Source organism: Nitrospiria bacterium (assembly GCA_035517655.1).
Lineage (GTDB): Bacteria > Nitrospirota > Nitrospiria > JACQBZ01 > JACQBZ01 > JACQBZ01.
The window spans coordinates 23,232-44,908 of record DATIYJ010000012.1 but is presented as its reverse complement, the minus strand read 5'-3'; the positions used below and the strand labels follow the sequence as shown (position 1 = coordinate 44,908).

The window sequence follows — 21,677 nt, the reverse complement described above, 5'->3', positions numbered from 1 at the left end:
ATAAACTCTATTCTCCTCAAGAGCGGACTTCAGGTTTGCCGAAGGGGTTGACGGAAATTCCTGACGACTTTTATGGGTTGTCATTATACGGGTCTTTGAAAACTAAATAGTGTGTGCCGTTTGTAGAATGGGTTCAGTCTCAAACCTGTAATAGAGTTTTAATCGAGAGTTTGATCCTGGCTCAGAACGAACGCTGGCGGCGCGCCTAACACATGCAAGTCGCACGAGAAACCCTCCGCAAGGGGGGCGGTAAAGTGGCGAACGGGTGAATAATACGTGAGTAACCTGCCCTCATGTGGGGAATAACTCTCCGAAAGGAGAGCTAATACCGCATGCAACCCGGAGGTTAAAGCCGAAGGGTTAAAGATAGCGCCCGCAAGGGGCTGTCGCAGGAGGATGGGCTCACGTCCCATCAGCTAGTTGGTAGGGTAACGGCCTACCAAGGCGATGACGGGTAGCTGGTCTGAGAGGACGATCAGCCACACTGGCACTGAGACACGGGCCAGACTCCTACGGGAGGCAGCAGTGAGGAATATTGCGCAATGGGTGAAAACCTGACGCAGCGACGCCGCGTGGGGGATGAAGGCTTTCGGGTTGTAAACCCCTTTTGGGAGGGAAGAAGGCTTATCTGTGAACAGCGGATAAGCTTGACGGTACCTCCAGAAAAAGCCACGGCTAACTCTGTGCCAGCAGCCGCGGTAAGACAGAGGTGGCGAGCGTTGTTCGGAGTTACTGGGCGTAAAGAGCACGTAGGCGGCCGGGTAAGTCCCATGTAAAATCCCCCTGCTTAACAGGGGAACGTCGTGGGTGACTGCCTGGCTAGAGGACGGGAGAGGAGAGCGGAATTCCCGGTGGAGCGGTGAAATGCGTAGAGATCGGGAGGAAGGCCGGTGGCGAAGGCGGCTCTCTGGAACGTCCCTGACGCTGAGGTGCGAAAGCGTGGGGAGCAAACAGGATTAGATACCCTGGTAGTCCACGCCCTAAACGATGGACACTAAGTGTAGCCGGCGAAGGCCGGCTGTGCCGCAGCTAACGCAGTAAGTGTCCCGCCTGGGGAGTACGGCCGCAAGGTTGAAACTCAAAGGAATTGACGGGGGCCCGCACAAGCGGTGGAGCATGTGGTTCAATTCGACGCAACGCGAAGAACCTTACCTGGGTTTGACATGCAGATGGTACCGAACTGAAAAGGGAGGGACCCCGCAAGGGGAGTCTGCACAGGTGCTGCATGGCTGTCGTCAGCTCGTGCCGTGAGGTGTTGGGTTAAGTCCCGCAACGAGCGCAACCCTCGCCCTCTGTTGCCATCGGGTCATGCCGGGCACCCTGAGGGAACTGCCCATGACAAATGGGAGGAAGGTGGGGACGACGTCAAGTCATCATGGCCTTTATGCCCAGGGCCACACACGTGCTACAATGGGGCTGACAAAGAGACGCAAGACCGCAAGGTGGAGCAAATCTCAAAAACGGCCTCTCAGTTCAGATCGGGGTCTGCAACTCGACCCCGTGAAGGCGGAATCGCTAGTAATCGCGGATCAGCACGCCGCGGTGAATACGTTCCCGGGCCTTGTACACACCGCCCGTCACACCACGAAAGCCGATCGCACCAGAAGTCGCCGACGCTAACCCCGCAAGGGGAGGCAGGCGCCCAAGGTATCATTGGTGATTGGGGTGAAGTCGTAACAAGGTAGCCGTAGGGGAACCTGCGGCTGGATCACCTCCTTTCTAAGGAGACCAAACCTTGACTCGAACGGCACACCTATTTAGTTTTGAAGGACCCAAACCGTTTCAAGACACGGTTCGGTCTTCATCGAATCGGCCCTTTAGGATTTGGGCCGATGGCTTGAGCTACGGCTTCAGGCTGAAACGGATCTATTAGACTACCGACATTTAGACTGCAGTTGACGGGCCTATAGCTCAGTTGGTTAGAGCGCACGCCTGATAAGCGTGAGGTCGGTAGTTCGATTCTACCTAGGCCCACCAGGATTTGCCCTGCAAATCCTGCCCTATTTACGATTCGCCGTTTACGAGCATCCGACGGACCATCGATCTCGTAAATCGTAAATGGTAAATAGGGGAAAATTTCCAGCGGAAATTTTCGGGGCTGTAGCTCAGTTGGGAGAGCACCTGCTTTGCAAGCAGGGGGTCGCCCGTTCGATCCGGGTCAGCTCCACCAGTTTCGCCAAGGGCGAAACAGAGCAATCGAGGAGTGGAACAATAGAGCATTAGATCGGTCGCTTGAAAGTCTCGATTGCGGTCTAATGTTCCATTGATCTACTTCTCATGGGTTTTAAGTTCCATGAGACGTTCTTTGACAATCGAATAGCAGTATGAAGACTGGGCATTTCAACACGCTGAGTGTGGAAGTATATTCAAGAAGACCTAAGTTGTTAGAAGCAAACTTATGGTCAAGCTACAAAGGGCGTACGGTGGATGCCTTGGCATAAAGAGGCGATGAAGGGCGTGGCCAGCTGCGATAAGCCTCGGGGAGCCGCAAGCAGGCTTTGATCCGGGGGTACCCGAATGGGGCAACCCGTTCCTTTGAAGAAGGAACATCTTCTGCTGAATACATAGGCAGATGAAGCTTACCCAGGGAAGTGAAACATCTCAGTACCTGGTGGAAAAAAAATCAATCGAGATTCCCCAAGTAGTGGCGAGCGAACGGGGATCAGTCTAAACCGATGATATGTAAGCCCTTACGCGTTGTATCATCGGGGTTGCAGGAATCAGCCGGTTCCGGGTGAGGACGGAACGGGGAGTTACAAACCTTGGCCTTCGCTGAATGGTCTGGAAAGTCCAATCAAAGAGGGTGATAGTCCCGTAAGCTAAAAGGCACAAGGCTCCTTCGGTTGATTTCCTAAGTACCACGGGGCCCGAGAAACCCTGTGGGAATCCGGGAGGACCACATTCCAAGACTAAATACTCTTTATGACCGATAGTGAACCAGTACCGTGAGGGAAAGGCGAAAAGAACCCCGGTGAGGGGAGTGAAATAGAACCTGAAACCGTATGCCTACAAGCAATCGGAGCACTATGCCCCGCAAGGGGAATGTGTGACGGTGTGCCTTTTGCTTAATGAGCCGGCGAGTTACTCGGCGCAGCAAGGTTAAGTCGAAGAGATGGAGCCGTAGCGAAAGCGAGTCCGAATAGGGCGTTCAGTTGCGTCGAGTAGACCCGAAGCGAGTCGATCTACCCATGGCCAGGATGAAGTCTCGATAACACGAGACGGAGGTCCGAACCGATGCCTGTTGCAAAAGACTCGGATGAGCTGTGGGTAGGGGTGAAAGGCTAATCAAGGCTCGTGATAGCTGGTTCTCCCCGAAATAGCTTTAGGGCTAGCCTTCTCCGATCAGCCGCGGTGGTAGAGCACTGGATGGACTAGGGGCGTTACCGCGCTACCAAACCCAACCAAACTCCGAATGCCGTGTCCTGCAGGAGAGGAGTCAGACTATGAGCGCTAAGGTCCATGGTCGAAAGGAAAAGAGTCCAGACCGCCAGCTAAGGTCCCTAACTACGGGCTAAGTGGGAAAGGTTGTGGGCGCGCTTAAACAGCCAGGAGGTTGGCTTAGAAGCAGCCATCCTTTAAAGAGTGCGTAATAGCTCACTGGTCGAGCGAACCTGCGCCGAAAATCCAACGGGGCTCAAGCCCGTGACCGAAGCTGCGGACTTGGTGGATCTTCGGATCCGTCAAGTGGTAGGGGAGCATTCTCTGTGGGGCGAAGGTTGACCGACGAGGACAACTGGACCGCAGAGAAGAGATTCTGCCGGCATAAGTAGCGTTAATCCATGTGAGAATCATGGACGCCGAAAACCTAAGGTTTCCTGGGGAAGGTTCGTCCTCCCAGGGTTAGTCGGTGCCTAAACCGAGGCCGAAAGGCGTAGGTGATGGACAACAGGTGAATATTCCTGTACCACCGAGTGACGTTATGTTAGTGAAGAGGTGACGCAGAAGGGCAAGTACCGCCCCCGATCGGAAGTGGGGGTCCAAGCCCGTAGGGGGGTCTCTTAGGCAAATCCGGGAGGCCGTTAACTCCGAGAGGTGATGGGGAGGCCGTAAGGCCGTAAACGGACTGATCCCATGCTGCCGAGAAAATCCTCGTAGCGAGTCATTTCGGTGACCGTACCGTAAACCGACACAGGTAGGTAGGAGGAAAACTCTAAGGCGCGTGAGAGAACACTCGCTAAGGAACTAGGCAAGTTAGCCCCGTAACTTCGGGAGAAGGGGTGCCCGTGGTAGGTGAGGCCGTACAGGCTGAGCCGAAACGGGTCGCAGTAAAGTGGCTCTGGCGACTGTTTACCAAAAACACAGGTCTCTGCCAACTCGGAAGAGGAGGTATAGGGACTGATGCCTGCCCGGTGCTGGAAGGTTAACGAGAGGGGTCAGCCGCAAGGCGAAGCTCTGAACCGAAGCCCCAGTAAACGGCGGCCGTAACTATAACGGTCCTAAGGTAGCGAAATTCCTTGTCGGGTAAGTTCCGACCTGCATGAATGGCATCACGACTGGAGCATTGTCTCAGCGAGTGACTCAGCGAAATTGTTGTTCCGGTGAAGAAGCCGGGTGCCCGCGACTAGACGGAAAGACCCTGTGCACCTTTACTATAACTTGGCACGGGATGTTGGACGAATCTGTGTAGCATAGGTGGGAGCCTTTGAAGCGGGAGCGCTAGCTTTCGTGGAGGCGTCAGTGAAATACCACCCTTATTAATCCGACGTTCTAACCCGGGTCCCTTATCGGGATCGGGGACAGTGCCTGGTGGGTAGTTTGACTGGGGCGGTCGCCTCCTAAACTGTAACGGAGGCGCCCAAAGGTTCCCTCAGGCTGGTCGGAAATCAGCCGTCGAGTGTAAAGGCAAAAGGGAGCTTGACTGTGAGACAAACAAGTCGAACAGGCACGAAAGTGGGGCTTAGTGATCCGGTGGTTCTGTGTGGAAGGGCCATCGCTCAACGGATAAAAGGTACGCCGGGGATAACAGGCTGATCGCATCCAAGAGTTCACATCGACGATGCGGTTTGGCACCTCGATGTCGACTCATCGCATCCTGGGGCTGAAGTAGGTCCCAAGGGTTGGGCTGTTCGCCCATTAAAGCGGTACGAGAGTTGGGTTCAAAACGTCGTGAGACAGTTTGGTCCCTATCTGTCGTGGGTGGAGGATATTTGAAGGGAGCTGTTCCTAGTACGAGAGGACCGGAACGGACGAACCTCTGGTGTGTCAGTTGTTCCGCCAGGAGCAGTGCTGAGTAGCTATGTTCGGTAGGGATAACCGCTGAAAGCATCTAAGCGGGAAACCCACCCTAAAACTAGATATCCCGGACCGTAAGGTCCCTAAAGGCCTCTTGTAGACTACAAGATTGATAGGCGGGGGGTGGAAGGTTCGTAAGGACTGCAGCTCACCCGTACTAATCGGCCGTGAGGCTTGACCGTATATTTTGCTTCTAATAAGTTGGATCTTCCCGATCCGCGTTTGAATAACCAGTCTTCAACGAATTCTCGGTGGCCTGACCGGAGGGGTCACACCCGTTCCCATCCCGAACACGGAAGTTAAGCCCTCCTGGGCCGATGATACTATGCCTTTACAGGCATGGGAAAGTAGGACGCCGCCGGGTATAATCAAAGCCCGCCCTTGCTTTGGCAGGGGCGGGCTTTTTATTTGTTCTGCTGAAGAAATTCGATCAGCGTGTTGATTTCCTGGCCCAGATCCTTGAATTCGTCGTGCTTCCGGAGGACGACCCGTTCGGACGATCGCCCGTCGCGCACGAGCCGGATCGTTTTTTTGATTTTGTAGATCGGGCCGGCCACGCGATGTGTCAGGAAGATGCTGAAGACGGCCACGATGAAAATCAGGATGAAACCGCGCGCCAGCAGCGCGGTGGCGATCGAGGATTTGATCGTGGATGAAATGGGGATGACCTGGTCCTGTTTCAAAACCGCCTGGGCGACCAATCCCTTCAACTGCGTCGTGGTGGCGTCCCAAACGGCGTAAAAGATCGTCCATCCGATGATGAGGGAAACCGCCGCCGTCAGGAGAAATATTTTCAACATCCATTTGATCTGGAACGTTCGGTCGATCAGAAAGTGTGTTCTCATCGTGTCCCCCTTGAAAATAATTTAAATGGCGCTGGAAATGAACGTCATCGCCTCCTGCGTCATGACGGCGAAAAGGAAGACACCGACGGCGACCGCCGCGACCCTCAACCCGTTCCAGACCGCAAAAAGCTCGACCCAATCCTCCCGCCGCATGTTCAACCATTGCTTCGCTCGCTTCGAGAGGACGCTGAATAGGAGGGGAACAGAGAAAATCAGCAGGTTGGCGGCGATTTGTCTGGCATCGGGCGGCCGCCCGCCCTTCATCCGGACAAAACCGCACCCGCCGCCGCTGGCCGTCGTGTACGATTGCTGCGGATGGGTGACCGTGAGAGCGACGGAGTTGCTTCTCACCGAAGCGGCCATGGCGAAGATCTGCGACGTTCCCACGGACAGGGCGGTCGCCATGCCGGCGCTGTTGATCGTGGCGGTGTCGGAACTGCTGGAAGCCCACGTGACCGGGACTCCGTTGAGTTGGGATCCCTGCGCATCTTTTGCGATCGCCACGAATTGCTGGCTGGTATCAACCGCAATGACGGCTGATAGAGGGCTTATTTCAATGACCGCCGCCTGGACATTCGGCGGCGATGTTTCCGAGACTTGATTCGTCGGAGGGGTGACCTGGGTTGACGGAGGAGTACTCTGATCCGACGGGGCGGTGACCTGAAGCAGAGACGAATGACTCACCACGCCGCCGCTTGAGGCCGAAATCGACGCGCTGCCGGCTGAAAGCCCGCTGGCCAGCCCTGTGTTGCTGATCGCGGCCGTGCCCGGATCGCTCGACGACCAAATGAACGCAACGTCGCTCAATTGCAGTCCTTGGGCATCCTTCCCGATTGCGGCATACTGCTGGGTGTAGCCCGTTCCGATCGTCGAGGAGGCGGGTGTTACGGTGATGGTCGCAAGCGGCCCCGCGACCGGAGAAGAATTTCCGGACATGTACGTGACTTCGTTTGAATAGGCGCTTTCCTGGCCGGCCGTGTTATATGCCGTGGCGGCGAAATAATAAATAACGCCTCCCAGGAGCCCGGTGATTTCGTAATTCACGGCACGGCCTGCATCGACGGACTGGGAATAATTTCTGGAGGAGGTTCCGTAATAGATCTTGTATCCGCCCAAATCAGGATCGGTGTTGGGGTCCCAGCTGAGTTGAGCCGTCTGCGACCATGCCGGAAGAACGCCTGAAAAAAACAGGCAGAATGAAAAAATGAGGATAAGTGGAGTTCGAATCAGGAGTGGCTTTTGAGATTCCAGGTCCCAGGGCAGCATCAACGCTCCTGTTTCCCTCAAAAGATATGATTGAGGATAGCATCCGGTAGTCTGGATGTCAAGCCGAGGACTCGGATCACATCGAGACCGGCCCGAATCGTCGGAGCCGGGCGTCGCGGCCGACGGGCTTGATCATCCTCCGCTAGGATTTGGAGGAGGGCTCTTTCTTGGCCGGACTATCCGATTTAGGGGCGCTGTTGGGCTTGGAGGAAGCGTCCGGCGCCGAAGCGGACGCTTCTTTCTTCTTGCCATCTCCGGGTTTCTTGTCTTCCTTGGATTTCATCTTCTGCGAATAGTCCGTCACATACCATCCGGACCCCTTGAACTGGATGCCGGAAGCGGAAATGATCTTTTTTAGTTTTTTGCCGCAACGGTCGCATTTTTTCAACGGAGGATCGTTTATTTTTTGCATGACCTCGATGCGGTGATGGCAGGATTCGCACTCGTATTCGTAAATCGGCAAGTTGTGGGATCTCCCTAATTTTTGACTTTAAGTTTTGAAATGGCCTCGGCCATCCGGTCCATGCCCTTTTCGATCAACGGCAGGGCGGTGGCGTAGGAAATTCGCAGATGACCCGGTGCGCCGAAGGCGTCTCCGGCGACCACGGCGGTCCGGGCTTCTTCCAGGAAATAATCCGCCAGGTCGTTGGCCGTTTTCAGGACGCGGTCCTTCCATCGGGATTGAAGCAGGTCCGTGACGTTGGGGAAGGCATAGAAGGCCCCCGTCGGCATGAGGCAGGACACGCCCGTCATTTGATTCAAGCGGTCCACAATGTAGCGGCGGCGCCGGTCGAACTCGGCCACCATGGTCCGTGTAAATTCCGGGCCGCCGCGCAGGGCCGCCACGGCCGCCTTCTGTGCGATCGATGTCGGGTTCGAGGTGCTCTGACTTTGGACGGTCTCGATGGCCGTGACGACCTCCTTGGGTCCGGCGGCATAGCCGATCCGCCAGCCGGTCATCGCATACGCTTTCGACACGCCGTTCACGACGATCGTCCGGTCCTTCAGTTCGGGGGAAAGGGCCGCGATGCTGACGTGCTGGAACCGATCGTACACGAACGGCTCGTAGATCTCGTCCGAGATGACGATCAGCCGTTTTTCCAGAATGACCTCGGCGAGCTCCTCGATCTGTTTTTGCGTGTAGGCCGATCCGGTCGGGTTGGACGGCGTGTTCAGGATCAGCGCCTTCGTGCGGGGGGTGATCCGCTGGGCCAGCAGCGCCCTCGTCAGCAGGAAACGGTTCTCTTCGCGGGTCTCGATGAAGACCGGCGTGGCGTCGTTGAGCCGGACCTGATCCGGATAGGAAACCCAGTACGGCGCGGGGATCAGCACTTCATCGCCGCGCTCGAACAGCACCTGGGCCAGGTTGTAGAGGCTGTGCTTCGCCCCACAGGAAACGACGACCTGGTTCTTCTCGTACCGGAGGTGGTTGTCTCGCTGAAACTTTTCAACGATGGCCGCTTTCAGGTCGTCGATCCCGCCGGGGGCGGTGTACTTCGTGAAGCCGGCCCGCAGCGCCTCGATCGCGGCGTTTTTCACCGCTTCGGGCGTGTCGAAGTCCGGTTCGCCCAGGCCGAAATCGATCACCTCGATTCCCTGGGCCTTGAGCGCTTTCGCTTTGGCCGAGAGGGCCAGCGTCGCGGACGGCTGAACGGTGCTGACGCGTTGGGCGAGTTTCATTTCTGTTTTTTCTTGAAATGTTCCTGCAAGCGCCGGGCGACGATGGAAGGGACCAGATCTTTGACGATTCCCCCGTAACTGGCCACCTCTTTGACCGCGCTCGAGGTGACGTAGGAGTATTCCTCGCTCGGCATCAAGAAGACGGTCTCCACGTTGCCGTCCAGCTTGCGGTTGATCAGCGCCATCATGAATTCATGCTCGAAGTCCGAGATCGCCCGCAGCCCCCGGATGATCGCATGGACGCCTTTGCGTCTCATGTATTCGGCCAGCAGTCCTTCGAAGATCTCGATTTCCACGTTCCGGATGTCCCGGGTGGCTTCCCGGATCATCTCGACGCGCTCGCGGATGTCGAAGATCGGCTTCTTTTTGGGATTGGGGGCGACGGCCACGATCACCTTGTCGAAGACCTGAAGGCTTCGGCGGATGATGTCGATATGCCCGTTCGTGATCGGATCGAATGTCCCCGGGTAGACGCCGATTTTCATCCTGGACTCGATTCTTCGCGGTAAAGGGTTAAAACCGTGTCTCCGTATTCATAGGCGCGGACAACCCGCAGCTTGCCCGACGGCTTCGGGAGTGCGGTTTTACGAAAATGCTCGACGATCAAAAGACCGCCTGGAGATATCATAGCACCCCGCCCCAGGGCAGGCAATAACTTTTTAAGCGGCCAGGCGTGATAGGGCGGATCGGCGAAGATCAGGTCGTACGGGCCGTGCGTCCGCTTGAGGAATTTGAAGGCGTCCGTCCGGTGGATCTCGGCGCGGGATTGAAATCCGCAGGCCGTGAGATTCTTTTCGAGAAGATCGGTCATGGCGCGATCCGTCTCGACGAAAACGACCCGGGCGGCGCCGCGGCTTAAGGCCTCGATCCCGATCGCGCCGGTTCCGGCGAACAGATCCAGCATACGCGCGTCCACGATCCGGTTCCCCAGAATCGAAAACAGCGCCTCCTTCACCTTGTCCGAGGTCGGGCGGACCTCCGTCCCGCGGGGGCTTCTAAGCCGCCGTCCCTTCGCTTCTCCCGCAATCACGCGCATGAGATTATTATGGGGGAGCCGGGAGGGGGGCGTCAAGCGGCTCCGGCGTCGTGCTCGACCGATTGACTTCTATTCAGGCTTGCCGTAGCATGAAAACAGACGAACAAGCCCCGGGCGGGCGTAAGGGTGCGGCCGGGCGGCGGATGGCAAGAAGCATCGGAGATTTTCGCGAGGGGATGGGAGATGAGGGGCATGGCCATGACTCCGGAGCCGCCGTATTATGCCGTGATATTCACATCGGTGCGGACGGATACCGATGAGGGTTATAAGGAAACCTCCGAACGGATGCTGAAACTCGCCGCCGCGCAGCCCGGATATCTTGGTGTGGAATCGGTTCGCGAAGCAGGGCTGGGAATCACGGTTTCGTATTGGAAAACACCCGAAGCGATCCGGTCCTGGAAGCGGCAGATGGAACACAGGGAGGCGCAACGAAAAGGCCGGGAGACCTGGTATCGATCTTACCGGATCCGGATCTGCAAGGTCGAGCGTGAATACGGTTTCGACACCGGTCCCTAACCGGCGTCGTCGCAGGGGAGCGTCCATGACATCGAAACAAAATCTCCCTCTCATTCTTCCGATCTTGATTGTTTTCATCGGTGGCTGCGTTCATTCATTTCAACCGGCTCCATCGGAAGTTCAGGCGGATGCTTCCCGCCGGGAATCGATGATCAAGGAATATCTGATCGGCAAATACAAGCCGGGCACCTGTTTCGGCCTGCCCGGACCTCAAGATGAAATCAGTCGGAATTTGATTCAATTAAAGGAAACCGTTTTGGTCAAAACGGATCAGGGCTACCGTTTTATTTTCAGGGACGGACATTGTTGCACGGTTCGGACTTACCAAGGGAAAATAAAGATGGAAGGGGACAAAATCATCGGGGATGAAATTACAAACCAATCCACGGCCACGGTCGCCTGTTAATCCGTTATGTCATTCGATAGCCGTCCTTCCCACGCATCCGGCAAGCGCATCCTGATCGCGACATTCGGGTCGCTGGGCGATCTCCATCCCTATCTGGCGATCGCGAAGGAACTCAAGTCCCGCGGCCACCGGCCGTTGATCGTCACGCTCGACCGTTATCGCGAGGCGGTCGAGGGCGAGGGCATCGAGTTCACGGTGATGCGTCCGCTTGAGTCCCAGTTGGGCAGCCCGGAGGAAGTCGTCCGGCGGGTCATTCACCCCCGCAAGGGTCCGGTGTATCTCATCCGGCGCGTGGTGATGCCTTTTGTGCGGGAAGGCTACGAGGATCTTTTCCGCGCCGCCGCGGGCGCGGATCTTCTGGTGTCGCACCCAATAACCTTTGCGCTGCCGCTCGTGGCGGAGAAGCGGGGGATTCCATGGGTCTCAACGGTGCTGTCGCCGATGAGTTTTTTCTCGAGCCATGACCCGTCCGTGATTCCGGCCGCGCCGTGGCTTCATCTCCTGCGAAGGCTCGGGATCGGCCCGTATCGCTGGATATTCGGATTGGCAAAGGCCGTGAGCGCCTCCTGGGAGAAACCGCTTCATGATCTTCGCGCCGAGATCGGGCTGCCGCCCTCAAAAAAGGTCGCGATGTTCGAGGGTCAATTCTCGCCGCGGCTCAATCTCGCGCTTTTCTCGCGGTGGCTCGCGGAGCCCCAGCCCGACTGGCCGGCGAATACGGAAATCTGCGGCTTCGCCCACTACGATGGCCGTCCGAGCTCCGCCGTTTCCGGCGAGCTTAAGACCTTTCTTGCAGCCGGAGAAGCGCCGATTGTCTTCACACTGGGTTCATCGGTTTCGATGGACCCGGGGGATTTTTTCCAAAAGGCGCTTGAGGCGGCGAACCGGCTCGGCCGGCGGGCCGTCCTGATCACGGGCTCCTTGCCGTCCGACGACATCGATGAGTCGGAACATCTCAAGGTATTCCCGTATCTTCCGTATTCCGAGGTTTTTCCCTACGCATCCGTCGTTGTTCATCCGGGCGGCATCGGCACGACGGCCCAGGCGCTGGCGGCCGGCCGCCCGATGCTCGTGACGCCCGCGGCGTTTGATCAACCCGACAACGCCCGTCGTGCGGCGCGCCTGGGGATCGCCCGCGTCGTGCCGTTCCGGAAGGTCACATCAAGAGTCCTGCAAAGGAATATCGCCGAGCTTGCGGCCGATCGGAGATACGCCGACCGGGCGGCCCAAATGGGGGAGCGGCTTCGCGGTGAGAACGGCGCGAAACGCGCCTGCGACCTTCTGGAAAAAAGTTGATTCCGGCGTCCCGGCTTTTTGACAGGCCATTTTTGATTCATTATAATGAGAACATTTCAAGCAGGAGGGTTCGATGGTCTTTTCCCTTCCAGCGCGCGTATCGTGGTTCCCCCTCTCCTTTCTACTTCTGGCCTCGGCCTGCGGAACACGGGCTCCCTATCTTAATCCCGTTTCGGCGGGCCCGGATTCTCTAACCGCTTCGAATCAGGTGATCGTGGAGATCAAACCGATCGATACTTCCGGATTTGGAAATGAAGAACGTGAACGGCTTGGAATTGATCTCTCGGCTTATTTCACCGCGTTCGAGGTGACAATTCGGAATCGGACGCAGGATACGGTCGCCATCGACGGCCGGGGCGCTCAGTTATCGGACGACGACCAGAAACGTTATGCCGTTCTATCCGCGGATGAAAGCCTGGATTATTACGCCTCGGGCGGACTGCCGGGTGAGAAGATCGTTCTTGTTCCTAAGCCGGTCGGGGTGGCCAAAGAGGAGATGGATAAAATTCTCCAACTTCGTTTGAAGAACTCGGACGTCCCTTCGGGAGGATCGACGTACGGGATTCTGCTCTTTCGTAAAGTCCCGACGGATAAATGCCGTGCGGTTTCCTTAACCTTGAACGGGGTTCGTATCGCCGGTGAGAATCAAAACCGGCAGTTTAAGTTTACGTTTCATTGTCCGGAATCTTGAAGCGCTGAACGGCCGTGCGCGGATTCGAACGCGGGCGACCTGAAAAAAACGGGTTTCCCGCCTTCAGCGGAAAACCCGTTTGAGCCGGCTTGGATCGTCCCGGTTCTCAGTCGTCGGTATTCTTTTCGGTGGGGACCGTCTGGAGCATCAACTCCATTTCGGCGCCCTTGGCCCGGTTGGACAGGATGGTTTGATCCATGATCGCGCCGCAATTGACGCATTTCCATGCATGAAAAGTCAGAAAGTAATCGGCAAACCGTTCGATGAACATCAAGCCGTTGCATTTTGGACATTTCATGGAAGTCACCCTCCTTGCGTGGTTGAAATCTTGACCATACCTTACTGCAAGCGATGTGCCATTTTTGAACAGGCTCTTAAGCAATTGAAATTATAATGAAATGGCATAAGTGGAAGATCCTAGCCGCTCATTCATCCATTTGAAAATGCCGAAAATTGTAATTTTTGTAAGTAACAGACTACATAAAATACAGGAGCCGGAGCGATGGATTCGGTGAAGACGAATACCGCAAAGGGTATTAAAAGCTGGCCGGAGACCGAACGTCCCCGCGAGCGATTGATTCGGCAGGGACCGGAAACGCTCTCCGATGCGCAGCTTCTGGCGATTTTGTTGCGGACCGGCCGGAAAAAGTGCAGCGCGGTCGAGGTGGCCCATCTTCTCCTGAGGCGGTTCGGCGGATTGGCCGCGCTAAAACAGATCAGCGTTTCTGAGTTATGCGCGGTCGATGGAATCGGACCGGCCAAGGCCTCGCAGATCCTGGCCTCTCTGGAATTGGGGCGACGGTCGCTGGCGCAGCCTCTTCACGGGGAGCTTCGCGCCCTTTCCAGCCGGGACGTCTATCATCATTATTATCCCCTGCTCCGGGATGCCAAAAAAGAGCATTTTATGCTGCTGATGTTCGACGGTAAGAACCGGTTGCTGAAGGAGATCACCGTATCCACGGGAAGCCTGTCCCTCAATATTGTTCATCCGCGCGAGGTGTTCAAGCCGGCCGTGCGGGAGTCCGCGTCCGCCGTCATCCTGTTGCATAATCATCCCAGCGGGGACCCTGCCCCGAGTCCCGAGGATCGCGAATTGACGCGGCGTCTTGTGAAGGCCGGTCGGATTATGGGCATCAAGGTCCTGGACCACATCGTGCTCGGAGACGGTCGGTACGTCAGCTTTGCGGATCAGGGATGGGAGATCCATGACTGACGGCCTGCGTCGGTCCGCGTTTTCAGTGCAAGGATCCCGGAGAAAGAAAAGGGCTTGCATCGGTCGAATCGGGATGGCGGTCATTTTATTGTGGGGATGTTCCCAGCCGTCCGCTCCGAACGGGATGGTGGCGATTCCGGCCGGGGATTTTATCATGGGAAGCGACAAGGTCGATACCGAAGGGATCGGAGTTCAAATGGGCATGGTCCGGCCCTTGTATCAGGATGAACACCCGCAACGAAAAATCTATCTTCCCTTGTTCTTTATCGATCGGTTTGAAGTCACGCAGGCGCAGTACAAGGTCTTCACGGACCGGACCGGATACCGGATTCCGCCCGACTGGAAAAACGGGACGTTCGCCCCCGGCCGCGACAACCATCCCGTGGCCTTCGTCAGCTGGTACGATGCGCAACAGTATTGTCGATGGGCGGGAAGGCGGCTGCCGACCGAGGCCGAATGGGAAAAATCCGCGCGGGGTCCGGACGGACTCGAGTATCCCTGGGGGAACACTTACGAGGCCGGCCGTGCGAATACGGGCGACTCCGAACCCAACGATACGATGCCGGTCGGCCATTTCGAGTCCGGAAAGAGTCCTTATGGAGTTTATGATTTGATCGGAAACGTCGGCGAATGGGTGGAGGACGGGTATCAACCCTATCCGGGCAACTCGCAAACCAGCCCCCTGTTCGGAGAAGGATTGAAGGTGATTCGCGGGGGAAGTTGGGGCGGAGGGGGAGGGCATTACACCCTGGGCCTCTTCTACCGCGCGGCGCATCGTTTGTTCGCGGATCCGTTGGACCGATACCCGGATACGGGATTCCGTTGCGCCAAGTCGCGATGAAATGCATTGCTTTTTTTAAACACATCCAGTAAGCTGGCCGATATGAAAGGGATCTTAATTCGATGGGTTATCAATGCGCTGGCGTTGATCCTCGTCAGTCATGTCGTTAAGGGGATCGAGGTGGATCATCTTCTGGCCGCATTCGTGGCCGCGGCGGTGCTGGGCGTCATGAATTCCGTCGTTCGACCCATCCTGCTTTTCCTGACGCTTCCGATCACCCTTCTGACGCTGGGCCTGTTCGTTCTGGTCATCAATGGATTCATGCTGTACATCGCCGGGGCCGTGGTGAAGGGATTTCACGTGACCGGCTTTTGGTCTTCCGTATTCGGAGCGCTTTTCCTGTCGGTGATCAGTTGGATCGCCAACGCGTTCATCAACGACCGGGGCCGTATCCAGTATATCGAGGTTCGTACCCGCTAGAGATTGACGGGTCGTTCCATCCCTGATTCTTCCCGGCTGAATTTCAAAAACCCTCTTTTCGAACAGGCAACGACCTGAGTTTTGGGTCGTCTCGCGAGAGGATGATTTTTGATTTACAATTAATTTTTCAGATGTTACAATAAAGAAATTTTCATCATTGACGCAAAGGAAAGGTTTATTGGACGAATGCTCAGGCGTTGGGCGCCGTTGACCGTATTGATCTTCATCTGGGGCTTCAATCTTAATTTAGATCAAACATCATTCGGACAAATCGGAAATCCTACGGAGGGAAAGACCGTCGTGGCGATCGAGATTCGCGGCAACAAGAGGATCGAGACGTCGACCATTCGGTCCCGGATCAAAACGACGGAAGGAAGCCCTTTATCGGCGGACCGGATCCGCGAAGATATCAACGCACTCTATCAATTGGGTTTTTTTGGGGATGTGCGGGTGGATTCGGAACCGGCGGACGGTGGCGTGAAGGTCATCTACCAGGTGTCCGAACGGCCTTACATCACCGAGACGAACTTCGTGGGCAACGTGGAAGTTCTTGCCGACAAGCTGAAGGAGAAGATCACGATCAAGCCGCAGAGCTTCCTGGACGATCGGGAGGTGAAAGAAAACGCGGAAAAGCTGCGGCAGTATTATGACGAGGAGGGCTATTATAACACGATTGTTATCCCGGTTCTGAAGATGGAGGGAGACAAGGCGGCCCTGACATTTTACATCAAGGAAGGGGCCAAAGCGACGGTTAAAAAAATCGACTTTAACGGAAACAAAAACTTTCCGCGCCGAACGCTTCAGAAAAACATCGACACGCAGGAATATTCGTATATGACCTCCTGGCTGACCAGCAGCGGATATTTCAAGAAGGAAGCCTTGAACGAGGACATCGACAAGCTGAAGGATTATTATCTGAACAACGGGTACCTTCAAATCCAGGTGGGAACCCCGTCGATCGATTTTAAGGAAGACCGGTCCCAGACCCTTGTGACCTTTCCCATTCTGCACGGAGAGATCGACTATCCCTACCAATTTCATACGGTCCGCACGTCCATTGTGTTTCCATTGATCGAGGGTGACCAGTTCCGGGTCCGAACGATTACCCTGAACGGCAACCACGTTCTTTCGACCGATCGCCTGCGGGAAGCCTTGAAGTTGAAGGAGGGGGATCTGTTCCGAAAAAATGTGTTGCGGGACGGCGTGGCGGCGATCCATGATTTGTACGGCGAGAAGGGCTATCTCTACGCCACAGTGATCCCGCAGTACACATCGAACCCGGCGATGAAGACGGTGGACTTGTCCCTGGAGGTCACCGAAGACAATCAAATGCGGGTCCGTCAAATCACGATCTCGGGAAACGACAAAACCCGCGACAAGGTGATTCGCCGGGAGCTGCGCTTGAACGAGCAGGAGCTGGTGGACACCAAATTGTTGCGGCGTAGCTTCCAGCGCATCAACAATCTGAATTTCTTCGACTCCGTGGAGATCGTGCCGCAACGGGTGGGCCCGGACCAGGTGGATCTGAATGTTCAAGTCAAGGAAAAGTCGACCGGCTCATTCAGCGTCGGCGGCGGGTACAGCTCCGTCGATCGTCTGGTGGGAATGGTGGACATCACCCAGGGAAATCTTTTTGGCTCGGGCGAGCTTCTTCGCGGCCAGGCTCAATTCGGCAAGATCACCCACTCGTACAGTCTGACCTACCGTGAACCGTACATGTTCGACCATCCGGTGTCCGGAACCGTGGATCTGTTTAACCAAAGGCGGGATTTCGATTCCTACAGTGAAAAAACGATCGGGGGAGACGTCGTATTGGGGAAATACTTCACCGAATATATCACCGGGACTATGAATTATACGTTGGAGACTTTGGATGTCTTTCATCTGACTTCAGTGGCTCCTTTGCGAATCCAGGAACAATCGGGAAAGTCGGTGACCGGAAGCGTCGGAGGAACCCTGGCGCGGGACACGAGGGATTTTTACTTTGATCCCAAGGAAGGAACGCGAACGGCGTTGACGGTTCAATACGCCAGCCAGTATCTGGGCGGAAACAATAATTTTGTAAAGACCACGGTGGATGGGGGCCAGTTTTACCCGCTTTTTTGGGATACCGTTTTCTCGTTGCACAGCCTGTTCGGCTATGCTCACGGCATGCAAGGGACCGAACTCCCGATTCCGGAACGTTTCTATGTCGGCGGCATCAATACGGTGCGCGGTTTTAAATTCGGACGGGCCGGTCCGGTCGATCCCGCCACGAACGAGGTTCTCGGCGGGAACAAGGAACTCGTCTTCAATGCCGAATACATCTTCCCGCTGGTGCCGGAAGCCAAAGTCAAGGGAGTGCTTTTCTTCGATGCCGGGCGCGCGTTTGACGATGACGAGCCGGTTTTGCTCAGGGCCCTTCGATACGGTACGGGAATTGAACTCCGCTGGATATCGCCCATCGGGCCGTTGCGTCTGGAGTGGGGATACAATCTGCATCCCCAGGGAACCGAAGCGCACAGCGCCGTGGAATTTACCATCGGAACATTATTCTAAGAAATATGAGGAGCTCATGTCGGAAAGGAGAAAGAATATGCAAGAAGCGGTATCGAACAAGGGGAAAATTGGAGCGTCCGTCGGTTTGTTCCTCGGCTGCCTGTTGTTGGCCGCCGCGCCGGTTCAATCGGCGGATTCCATCAAGATCGGATACGTGGATGCGCAGAAAGTCCTGGACGATACCAAGGCCGGGAAGAAGGCCAAATCCGACATGGAAGAGTTTGTAAAAAGCCGTCAGAAGATCATTGATCTCGACGAGTCCGAAATCAAGCAACTCCAGGACGATCTCACCCGGCAGTCCGCGGTGTTGAGTCCCGACGCCCGTCGCGAGAAAGAGGAGGCCTTGCAAAAAAAGGTGGTGGAATACCAGAAGCGGGCGGGCGAACTGAACAAGGAAGTCCAGGACAAGAAAAAAGAGATTCTTGACAACTTCAACAAGGATCTCGAGGGCGTCGTAAAAACAGTGGCCGAACGGGACGGATATACCTATATCATCGACCGGAATGCCGAAGGCGGCGTCTTGCTCTACGCCAAGGAGTCGCTCGATCTCACATCTTTGGTGGAGAAAGAGTTTGAGAAATCCTTCCCCTGACCCGAACGGCTCGGAGAAACGCGGGACATGAAATCGGTCGCACTGAAAGAACTGGCCGAAGCGGTCGACGGGCGCCTTCTCGGCGACCCCGCCGTGCTGATTCACGGCGCGGCCGGGATCAAGGAAGCCCGGCCCGGGGAAATCACGTTTTTGGCCAATGCCAAATATGCCACCCTGCTCCGAGACACCCGGGCCTCCGCCGTGATTTTATCCAAGCCCCGTCCCGATGTCTCCTGTGCCCAGGTGATCGTGGAGGATCCGTATTATGCGTTCTCCCGCATCCTGACGGCTTTGGTGGAGAAGCCGTATCGAGCGGTCGGAATCAGTCCGTTGGCGGCGATTGGGAACGGGGTGAGGCTTGGACGCGATCTTTCCATCCACTCGTTCGTGACCGTTGAAGACCGGGCCGTGATCGGAGACCGCGTGGCGTTGTACCCCGGCGTTTATATCGGCGAAGAAACGGAAATCGGCGAGGACACGGTGATCCATGCCAATGTCAGCATCCGGGAAAAGGTGATCATCGGCCGGCGGGTGATCATTCATGGCGGCACGGTGATCGGCAGCGACGGGTTCGGGTTTGCCACGCACAAGGGCCGGCACCACAAAATCCCGCAGATCGGAACGGTCGTGATCGAGGACGACGTGGAGATCGGCGCCAACGTCGCCGTGGATCGCGCCGCGATGGGGCGGACGGTGATCCGGCGGGGGACTAAGATCGATAACCTGGTTCAGATCGCGCACAACGTCACGGTCGGCGAGGATTGTCTCCTCGTGTCGCAGGTGGGCATTTCGGGAAGCGCCGTGATCGGCCGTCGCGTGACGCTGGCCGGACAAACCGGGGTCGCCGGACATCTGACGATCGGCGACAACGTGGTGGCCGGAGGAAGGGCCGGGGTGACGAAGGACGTCGGTCCGAATCAAGTCGTGTCGGGCTATCCGGCGCTGCCGCATCGACAATGGCTCGAGGCCCAGGCCACGTTCCCGCATCTTCCCGAACTTCGGAAGCGGATCAAGGAACTGGAAATGAAATTGGAGCGTCTTGAAAAAGCGATGAGCGGAGGCGCCCCGGAGCGGAGTGAACGATGATCGATGCGCGCGACATTCTGGGAATCCTTCCCCACCGCTATCCGTTTCTCCTCATCGATCGCATCGAGGAGATCGAGATCGGCCGGCGGATTGTGGGCATCAAGAATGTGACGATCGGCGAGCCCTACTTCCAGGGGCACTTTCCGGATCGCCCGATTATGCCGGGAGTGCTGATCATCGAGGCCATGGCCCAGGTCGGCGGCGTGTTGGCTTTCAAGTCCAGCACGGATCCCAAGAAAAAACTGGTCTATTTTCTGGCCATCGAAAAAGCCAAATTCCGAAAGCCGGTTTTACCCGGCGATCAAATCCGGTTCGAGTTGACGGTGGCCCAGAGTCGTCCTCCGTATTGGAAGCTCAAAGGGACCGCCCATGTGGAAAAGACGCTGGTCTGCGAGGCCCAGCTGACGGCCATGCTGGCGGAGGACGCGGAGGAGGGGGGAGCCCGGTGACGCGAATCCATCCGACCGCGTTGATTCATCCGAAGGCCCGCATCGACGACGACGTCGAGGTCGGTCCCTACTGCGTGATCGGGGAACACGTTCAATTGCACCGGGGAGTTCAGGTCGCCTCGCATGTCGTGATCGACGGCTGGACCGAGATCGGGGAAGGGTGCCGTCTCTTTCCCTTTTCGTCCATCGGTTCCGTTCCCCAGGATCTGAAATTCAAGGGAGAAAAATCGCACGTCGTGATCGGAAAGAATAATACAATACGGGAATACGTCACCGTCCACCGCGGCACGGAACCGGGGGGCGGCGTCACGAAAATCGGCGACCACAACCTTCTCATGGCGTACGTCCATGTGGCGCACGACTGCCAGATCGGAAACCACGTCGTTCTGGCCAACGCGGCGACCCTGGCCGGGCATATCGCGGTGCAGGATCACGCGGTCATCGGCGGACTGACGGGCGTGCACCAGTTTGTTCGCATCGGCCGGCACGCGATTATCGGAGGCTGCTCCGCGGTGGCGCAGGACATTCCGCCGTTCGTCTCGGCCGTGGGGAACCGGGCCAAACTGTACGGCCTGAACACGGTCGGATTGAAACGCCATGGATTCCGCGACGAGCAGATGGCCTCGCTCAAGACGGCTTACAAAATTCTGTTTCGATCCAAGCTTTCGATGAAAGAGGCCGTGGAGAAGATCCGGAACGAGCTTCCGAGTTCACCGGAGGCGCAGGACCTGGCCACGTTCGTCGAGACGTCCGAGCGGGGTGTGTGCCGATGAAAACGCTGGGACTCATCGCCGGCAGCGGGACTTTTCCCTTGACGGTGGCGCAGGCCGCGCGGCGGGAGGGGTATCGCGTTGTCGCGGTCGCCCATCAGGGCGAAACCCACCCCGACCTGGCCGCGCACGTCGATGAACTGACGTGGATCTACGTGGGGGAGTTGAATAAACTGATCGAGGCCTTCAAAAACGCCGGCGTATCCGAGGCCGTCATGGCGGGAGGCATCAAAAAGGTTCGGCTGTTTGGAAACGCCCGGCCGGACCTTCGCACCCTGTCGCTGCTCGCCCGGGTCGGAATCAAAAAAGACGACAGTCTGCTCCGCGCCGTGGCGGACGAGCTGGCCTCGGAGGGAATCCGGATCCGTTCGGCGACGGAAATGTTGTCCGGCATCCTGACGCCCAAAGGACCGTTGACGGAACGACCCCTGACGGCGCGGGAGGAGCAGGATGCGGAGTTCGGGTGGTCGCTGGCCAAGGAGATCGGCCGCTTGGACATCGGACAATGCGCCGTGGTGAAGGATCGCACCGTCCTGGCGGTGGAAGCGATCGAAGGAACGGACGAGACGATCCGCCGCGGCGGCCGCCACGGCGGCGAGGGGGCCGTCGTGGTTAAAGTGCGTAAACCGCAGCAGGACGTCCGGTTTGATCTCCCGACGGTCGGCCCCCAGACCATCGAGGTGATGTCCGAGGTCGGAGCGACGGTTCTTGTCCTCGAAGCCGGAGGCAGCATTTTGCTGGAAAAAAACCTGCTATTGGAAAAGGCCCGGACGGCCGGGATTTCGGTTTTGGGTCGCTAA

The 21,677-nt window shown here is 56.8% G+C and carries 20 protein-coding genes, 2 tRNA genes and 3 rRNA genes; 18 read left to right on the top strand and 7 right to left on the bottom strand.

Annotation, left to right across the window (positions count from 1 at the left end):
- Positions 1-158: 158 nt before the first annotated feature.
- The 5 genes from VLY20_02535 to rrf all read left to right on the top strand — a co-directional run bounded on the left by VLY20_02535 (position 159) and on the right by rrf (position 5,596).
- Positions 159-1,719, top strand: a 16S ribosomal RNA gene (locus VLY20_02535).
- A 181-nt stretch (positions 1,720-1,900) separates the two neighbouring features.
- Positions 1,901-1,977: transfer RNA gene (locus VLY20_02530), tRNA-Ile, on the top strand.
- Positions 1,978-2,094: 117 nt separating this feature from the next.
- Positions 2,095-2,170: transfer RNA gene (locus VLY20_02525), tRNA-Ala, on the top strand.
- A gap of 230 nt (positions 2,171-2,400) precedes the next feature.
- Positions 2,401-5,414 (top strand): 23S ribosomal RNA (locus VLY20_02520).
- A gap of 65 nt (positions 5,415-5,479) precedes the next feature.
- Positions 5,480-5,596, top strand: a 5S ribosomal RNA gene (gene rrf, locus VLY20_02515).
- The 16S, 23S and 5S rRNA genes sit together here with 2 tRNA genes alongside, the layout of an rRNA operon.
- Before the next feature lie 40 nt (positions 5,597-5,636).
- Here the strand turns inward: rrf and VLY20_02510 are convergent.
- The 6 genes from VLY20_02510 to rsmD form a co-directional block, all read right to left on the bottom strand.
- Positions 5,637-6,077 (bottom strand): hypothetical protein, encoded by a 441-nt coding sequence (locus VLY20_02510; protein ID HUK55513.1) that lies wholly within the window; start codon positions 6,075-6,077, stop codon positions 5,637-5,639.
- 21 nt (positions 6,078-6,098) lie between these two features.
- Positions 6,099-7,343 carry an Ig-like domain-containing protein gene (locus tag VLY20_02505; GenBank protein HUK55512.1) on the bottom strand — a complete coding sequence of 415 codons (1,245 nt, stop codon included), beginning with the start codon at positions 7,341-7,343 and terminating at the stop codon, positions 6,099-6,101.
- Between the two features lie 142 nt (positions 7,344-7,485).
- Positions 7,486-7,806: an FmdB family zinc ribbon protein gene (locus VLY20_02500; GenBank protein HUK55511.1), complete on the bottom strand. Its 321-nt coding sequence runs from the start codon at positions 7,804-7,806 to the stop codon at positions 7,486-7,488.
- Positions 7,807-7,820: 14 nt separating this feature from the next.
- Positions 7,821-9,023, bottom strand: coding sequence for a pyridoxal phosphate-dependent aminotransferase (locus VLY20_02495; GenBank protein ID HUK55510.1), 1,203 nt, complete (start codon positions 9,021-9,023; stop codon positions 7,821-7,823).
- Positions 9,020-9,508, bottom strand: coding sequence for a pantetheine-phosphate adenylyltransferase (coaD, locus tag VLY20_02490; GenBank protein HUK55509.1), 489 nt, complete (start codon positions 9,506-9,508; stop codon positions 9,020-9,022). The genes VLY20_02495 and coaD overlap by 4 nt, the downstream gene beginning before the upstream one ends.
- Entirely contained in the window at positions 9,505-10,059 is a 555-nt protein-coding gene (gene rsmD, locus VLY20_02485) for a 16S rRNA (guanine(966)-N(2))-methyltransferase RsmD (protein HUK55508.1), read from the bottom strand. The genes coaD and rsmD overlap by 4 nt, the downstream gene beginning before the upstream one ends.
- A gap of 183 nt (positions 10,060-10,242) precedes the next feature.
- Between rsmD and VLY20_02480 the strand changes: the two genes are divergently transcribed.
- The 4 genes from VLY20_02480 to VLY20_02465 all read left to right on the top strand — a co-directional run bounded on the left by VLY20_02480 (position 10,243) and on the right by VLY20_02465 (position 12,968).
- Positions 10,243-10,575 carry an antibiotic biosynthesis monooxygenase gene (locus VLY20_02480; protein ID HUK55507.1) on the top strand — a complete coding sequence of 111 codons (333 nt, stop codon included), beginning with the start codon at positions 10,243-10,245 and terminating at the stop codon, positions 10,573-10,575.
- 25 nt (positions 10,576-10,600) lie between these two features.
- Entirely contained in the window at positions 10,601-10,981 is a 381-nt protein-coding gene (locus VLY20_02475; GenBank protein HUK55506.1) for a hypothetical protein, read from the top strand.
- Between the two features lie 6 nt (positions 10,982-10,987).
- Positions 10,988-12,277 (top strand): glycosyltransferase, encoded by a 1,290-nt coding sequence (locus tag VLY20_02470; GenBank protein ID HUK55505.1) that lies wholly within the window; start codon positions 10,988-10,990, stop codon positions 12,275-12,277.
- A 73-nt stretch (positions 12,278-12,350) separates the two neighbouring features.
- Positions 12,351-12,968 (top strand): hypothetical protein, encoded by a 618-nt coding sequence (locus VLY20_02465; GenBank protein HUK55504.1) that lies wholly within the window; start codon positions 12,351-12,353, stop codon positions 12,966-12,968.
- A gap of 106 nt (positions 12,969-13,074) precedes the next feature.
- Here the strand turns inward: VLY20_02465 and VLY20_02460 are convergent, their stop codons facing one another.
- Positions 13,075-13,266, bottom strand: a complete 192-nt coding sequence (locus VLY20_02460; protein ID HUK55503.1) for a hypothetical protein — start codon at positions 13,264-13,266, stop codon at positions 13,075-13,077.
- A 204-nt stretch (positions 13,267-13,470) separates the two neighbouring features.
- Here VLY20_02460 and radC point away from each other — a divergent pair, with 204 nt between their 5' ends.
- The 9 genes from radC (at position 13,471) to lpxI (ending at position 21,677) form a co-directional block, all read left to right on the top strand.
- Positions 13,471-14,181 (top strand): DNA repair protein RadC, encoded by a 711-nt coding sequence (radC, locus tag VLY20_02455; GenBank protein HUK55502.1) that lies wholly within the window; start codon positions 13,471-13,473, stop codon positions 14,179-14,181.
- Positions 14,174-15,022, top strand: a complete 849-nt coding sequence (locus tag VLY20_02450; protein HUK55501.1) for a formylglycine-generating enzyme family protein — start codon at positions 14,174-14,176, stop codon at positions 15,020-15,022. The genes radC and VLY20_02450 overlap by 8 nt, the downstream gene beginning before the upstream one ends.
- A 42-nt stretch (positions 15,023-15,064) precedes the next feature.
- A complete protein-coding gene (locus VLY20_02445) occupies positions 15,065-15,442 on the top strand; it encodes a phage holin family protein (protein ID HUK55500.1) in 378 nt (125 codons plus the stop codon).
- Between the two features lie 186 nt (positions 15,443-15,628).
- Positions 15,629-17,980: an outer membrane protein assembly factor BamA gene (gene bamA, locus VLY20_02440; GenBank protein ID HUK55499.1), complete on the top strand. Its 2,352-nt coding sequence runs from the start codon at positions 15,629-15,631 to the stop codon at positions 17,978-17,980.
- Between the two features lie 37 nt (positions 17,981-18,017).
- Entirely contained in the window at positions 18,018-18,572 is a 555-nt protein-coding gene (locus VLY20_02435; GenBank protein HUK55498.1) for an OmpH family outer membrane protein, read from the top strand.
- A 27-nt stretch (positions 18,573-18,599) separates the two neighbouring features.
- Entirely contained in the window at positions 18,600-19,658 is a 1,059-nt protein-coding gene (gene lpxD, locus VLY20_02430; protein HUK55497.1) for a UDP-3-O-(3-hydroxymyristoyl)glucosamine N-acyltransferase, read from the top strand.
- On the top strand, positions 19,655-20,107 hold the full coding sequence (fabZ, locus tag VLY20_02425) for a 3-hydroxyacyl-ACP dehydratase FabZ (GenBank protein HUK55496.1): 453 nt from the start codon (positions 19,655-19,657) through the stop codon (positions 20,105-20,107). Before lpxD ends, fabZ begins: the two co-directional genes overlap by 4 nt.
- The gene (gene lpxA, locus VLY20_02420) at positions 20,104-20,880 is read left to right on the top strand and encodes an acyl-ACP--UDP-N-acetylglucosamine O-acyltransferase (protein ID HUK55495.1); all 777 of its coding nucleotides are present in this window, start codon (positions 20,104-20,106) and stop codon (positions 20,878-20,880) included. The genes fabZ and lpxA overlap by 4 nt, the downstream gene beginning before the upstream one ends.
- Positions 20,877-21,677: a UDP-2,3-diacylglucosamine diphosphatase LpxI gene (gene lpxI / locus VLY20_02415; protein HUK55494.1), complete on the top strand. Its 801-nt coding sequence runs from the start codon at positions 20,877-20,879 to the stop codon at positions 21,675-21,677. Before lpxA ends, lpxI begins: the two co-directional genes overlap by 4 nt.

What these genes read in the sequence shown, in the direction of transcription:
- VLY20_02505 (HUK55512.1), bottom strand. Translation starts at nt 7,343, where the DNA reads ATGCTGCCCTGGGACCTGGAATCTCAAAAGCCACTCCTGATTCGAACT.
- bamA (HUK55499.1), top strand. Translation starts at nt 15,629, where the DNA reads ATGCTCAGGCGTTGGGCGCCGTTGACCGTATTGATCTTCATCTGGGGC.
- lpxD (HUK55497.1), top strand. Translation starts at nt 18,600, where the DNA reads ATGAAATCGGTCGCACTGAAAGAACTGGCCGAAGCGGTCGACGGGCGC.
- VLY20_02495 (HUK55510.1), bottom strand. Translation starts at nt 9,023, where the DNA reads ATGAAACTCGCCCAACGCGTCAGCACCGTTCAGCCGTCCGCGACGCTG.
- VLY20_02445 (HUK55500.1), top strand. Translation starts at nt 15,065, where the DNA reads ATGAAAGGGATCTTAATTCGATGGGTTATCAATGCGCTGGCGTTGATC.
- rsmD (HUK55508.1), bottom strand. Translation starts at nt 10,059, where the DNA reads ATGCGCGTGATTGCGGGAGAAGCGAAGGGACGGCGGCTTAGAAGCCCC.
- VLY20_02465 (HUK55504.1), top strand. Translation starts at nt 12,351, where the DNA reads ATGGTCTTTTCCCTTCCAGCGCGCGTATCGTGGTTCCCCCTCTCCTTT.
- VLY20_02475 (HUK55506.1), top strand. Translation starts at nt 10,601, where the DNA reads ATGACATCGAAACAAAATCTCCCTCTCATTCTTCCGATCTTGATTGTT.
- VLY20_02450 (HUK55501.1), top strand. Translation starts at nt 14,174, where the DNA reads ATGACTGACGGCCTGCGTCGGTCCGCGTTTTCAGTGCAAGGATCCCGG.
- VLY20_02435 (HUK55498.1), top strand. Translation starts at nt 18,018, where the DNA reads ATGCAAGAAGCGGTATCGAACAAGGGGAAAATTGGAGCGTCCGTCGGT.
- fabZ (HUK55496.1), top strand. Translation starts at nt 19,655, where the DNA reads ATGATCGATGCGCGCGACATTCTGGGAATCCTTCCCCACCGCTATCCG.
- VLY20_02460 (HUK55503.1), bottom strand. Translation starts at nt 13,266, where the DNA reads ATGAAATGTCCAAAATGCAACGGCTTGATGTTCATCGAACGGTTTGCC.
- VLY20_02470 (HUK55505.1), top strand. Translation starts at nt 10,988, where the DNA reads ATGTCATTCGATAGCCGTCCTTCCCACGCATCCGGCAAGCGCATCCTG.
- radC (HUK55502.1), top strand. Translation starts at nt 13,471, where the DNA reads ATGGATTCGGTGAAGACGAATACCGCAAAGGGTATTAAAAGCTGGCCG.
- coaD (HUK55509.1), bottom strand. Translation starts at nt 9,508, where the DNA reads ATGAAAATCGGCGTCTACCCGGGGACATTCGATCCGATCACGAACGGG.
- lpxI (HUK55494.1), top strand. Translation starts at nt 20,877, where the DNA reads ATGAAAACGCTGGGACTCATCGCCGGCAGCGGGACTTTTCCCTTGACG.
- VLY20_02510 (HUK55513.1), bottom strand. Translation starts at nt 6,077, where the DNA reads ATGAGAACACACTTTCTGATCGACCGAACGTTCCAGATCAAATGGATG.
- VLY20_02480 (HUK55507.1), top strand. Translation starts at nt 10,243, where the DNA reads ATGAGGGGCATGGCCATGACTCCGGAGCCGCCGTATTATGCCGTGATA.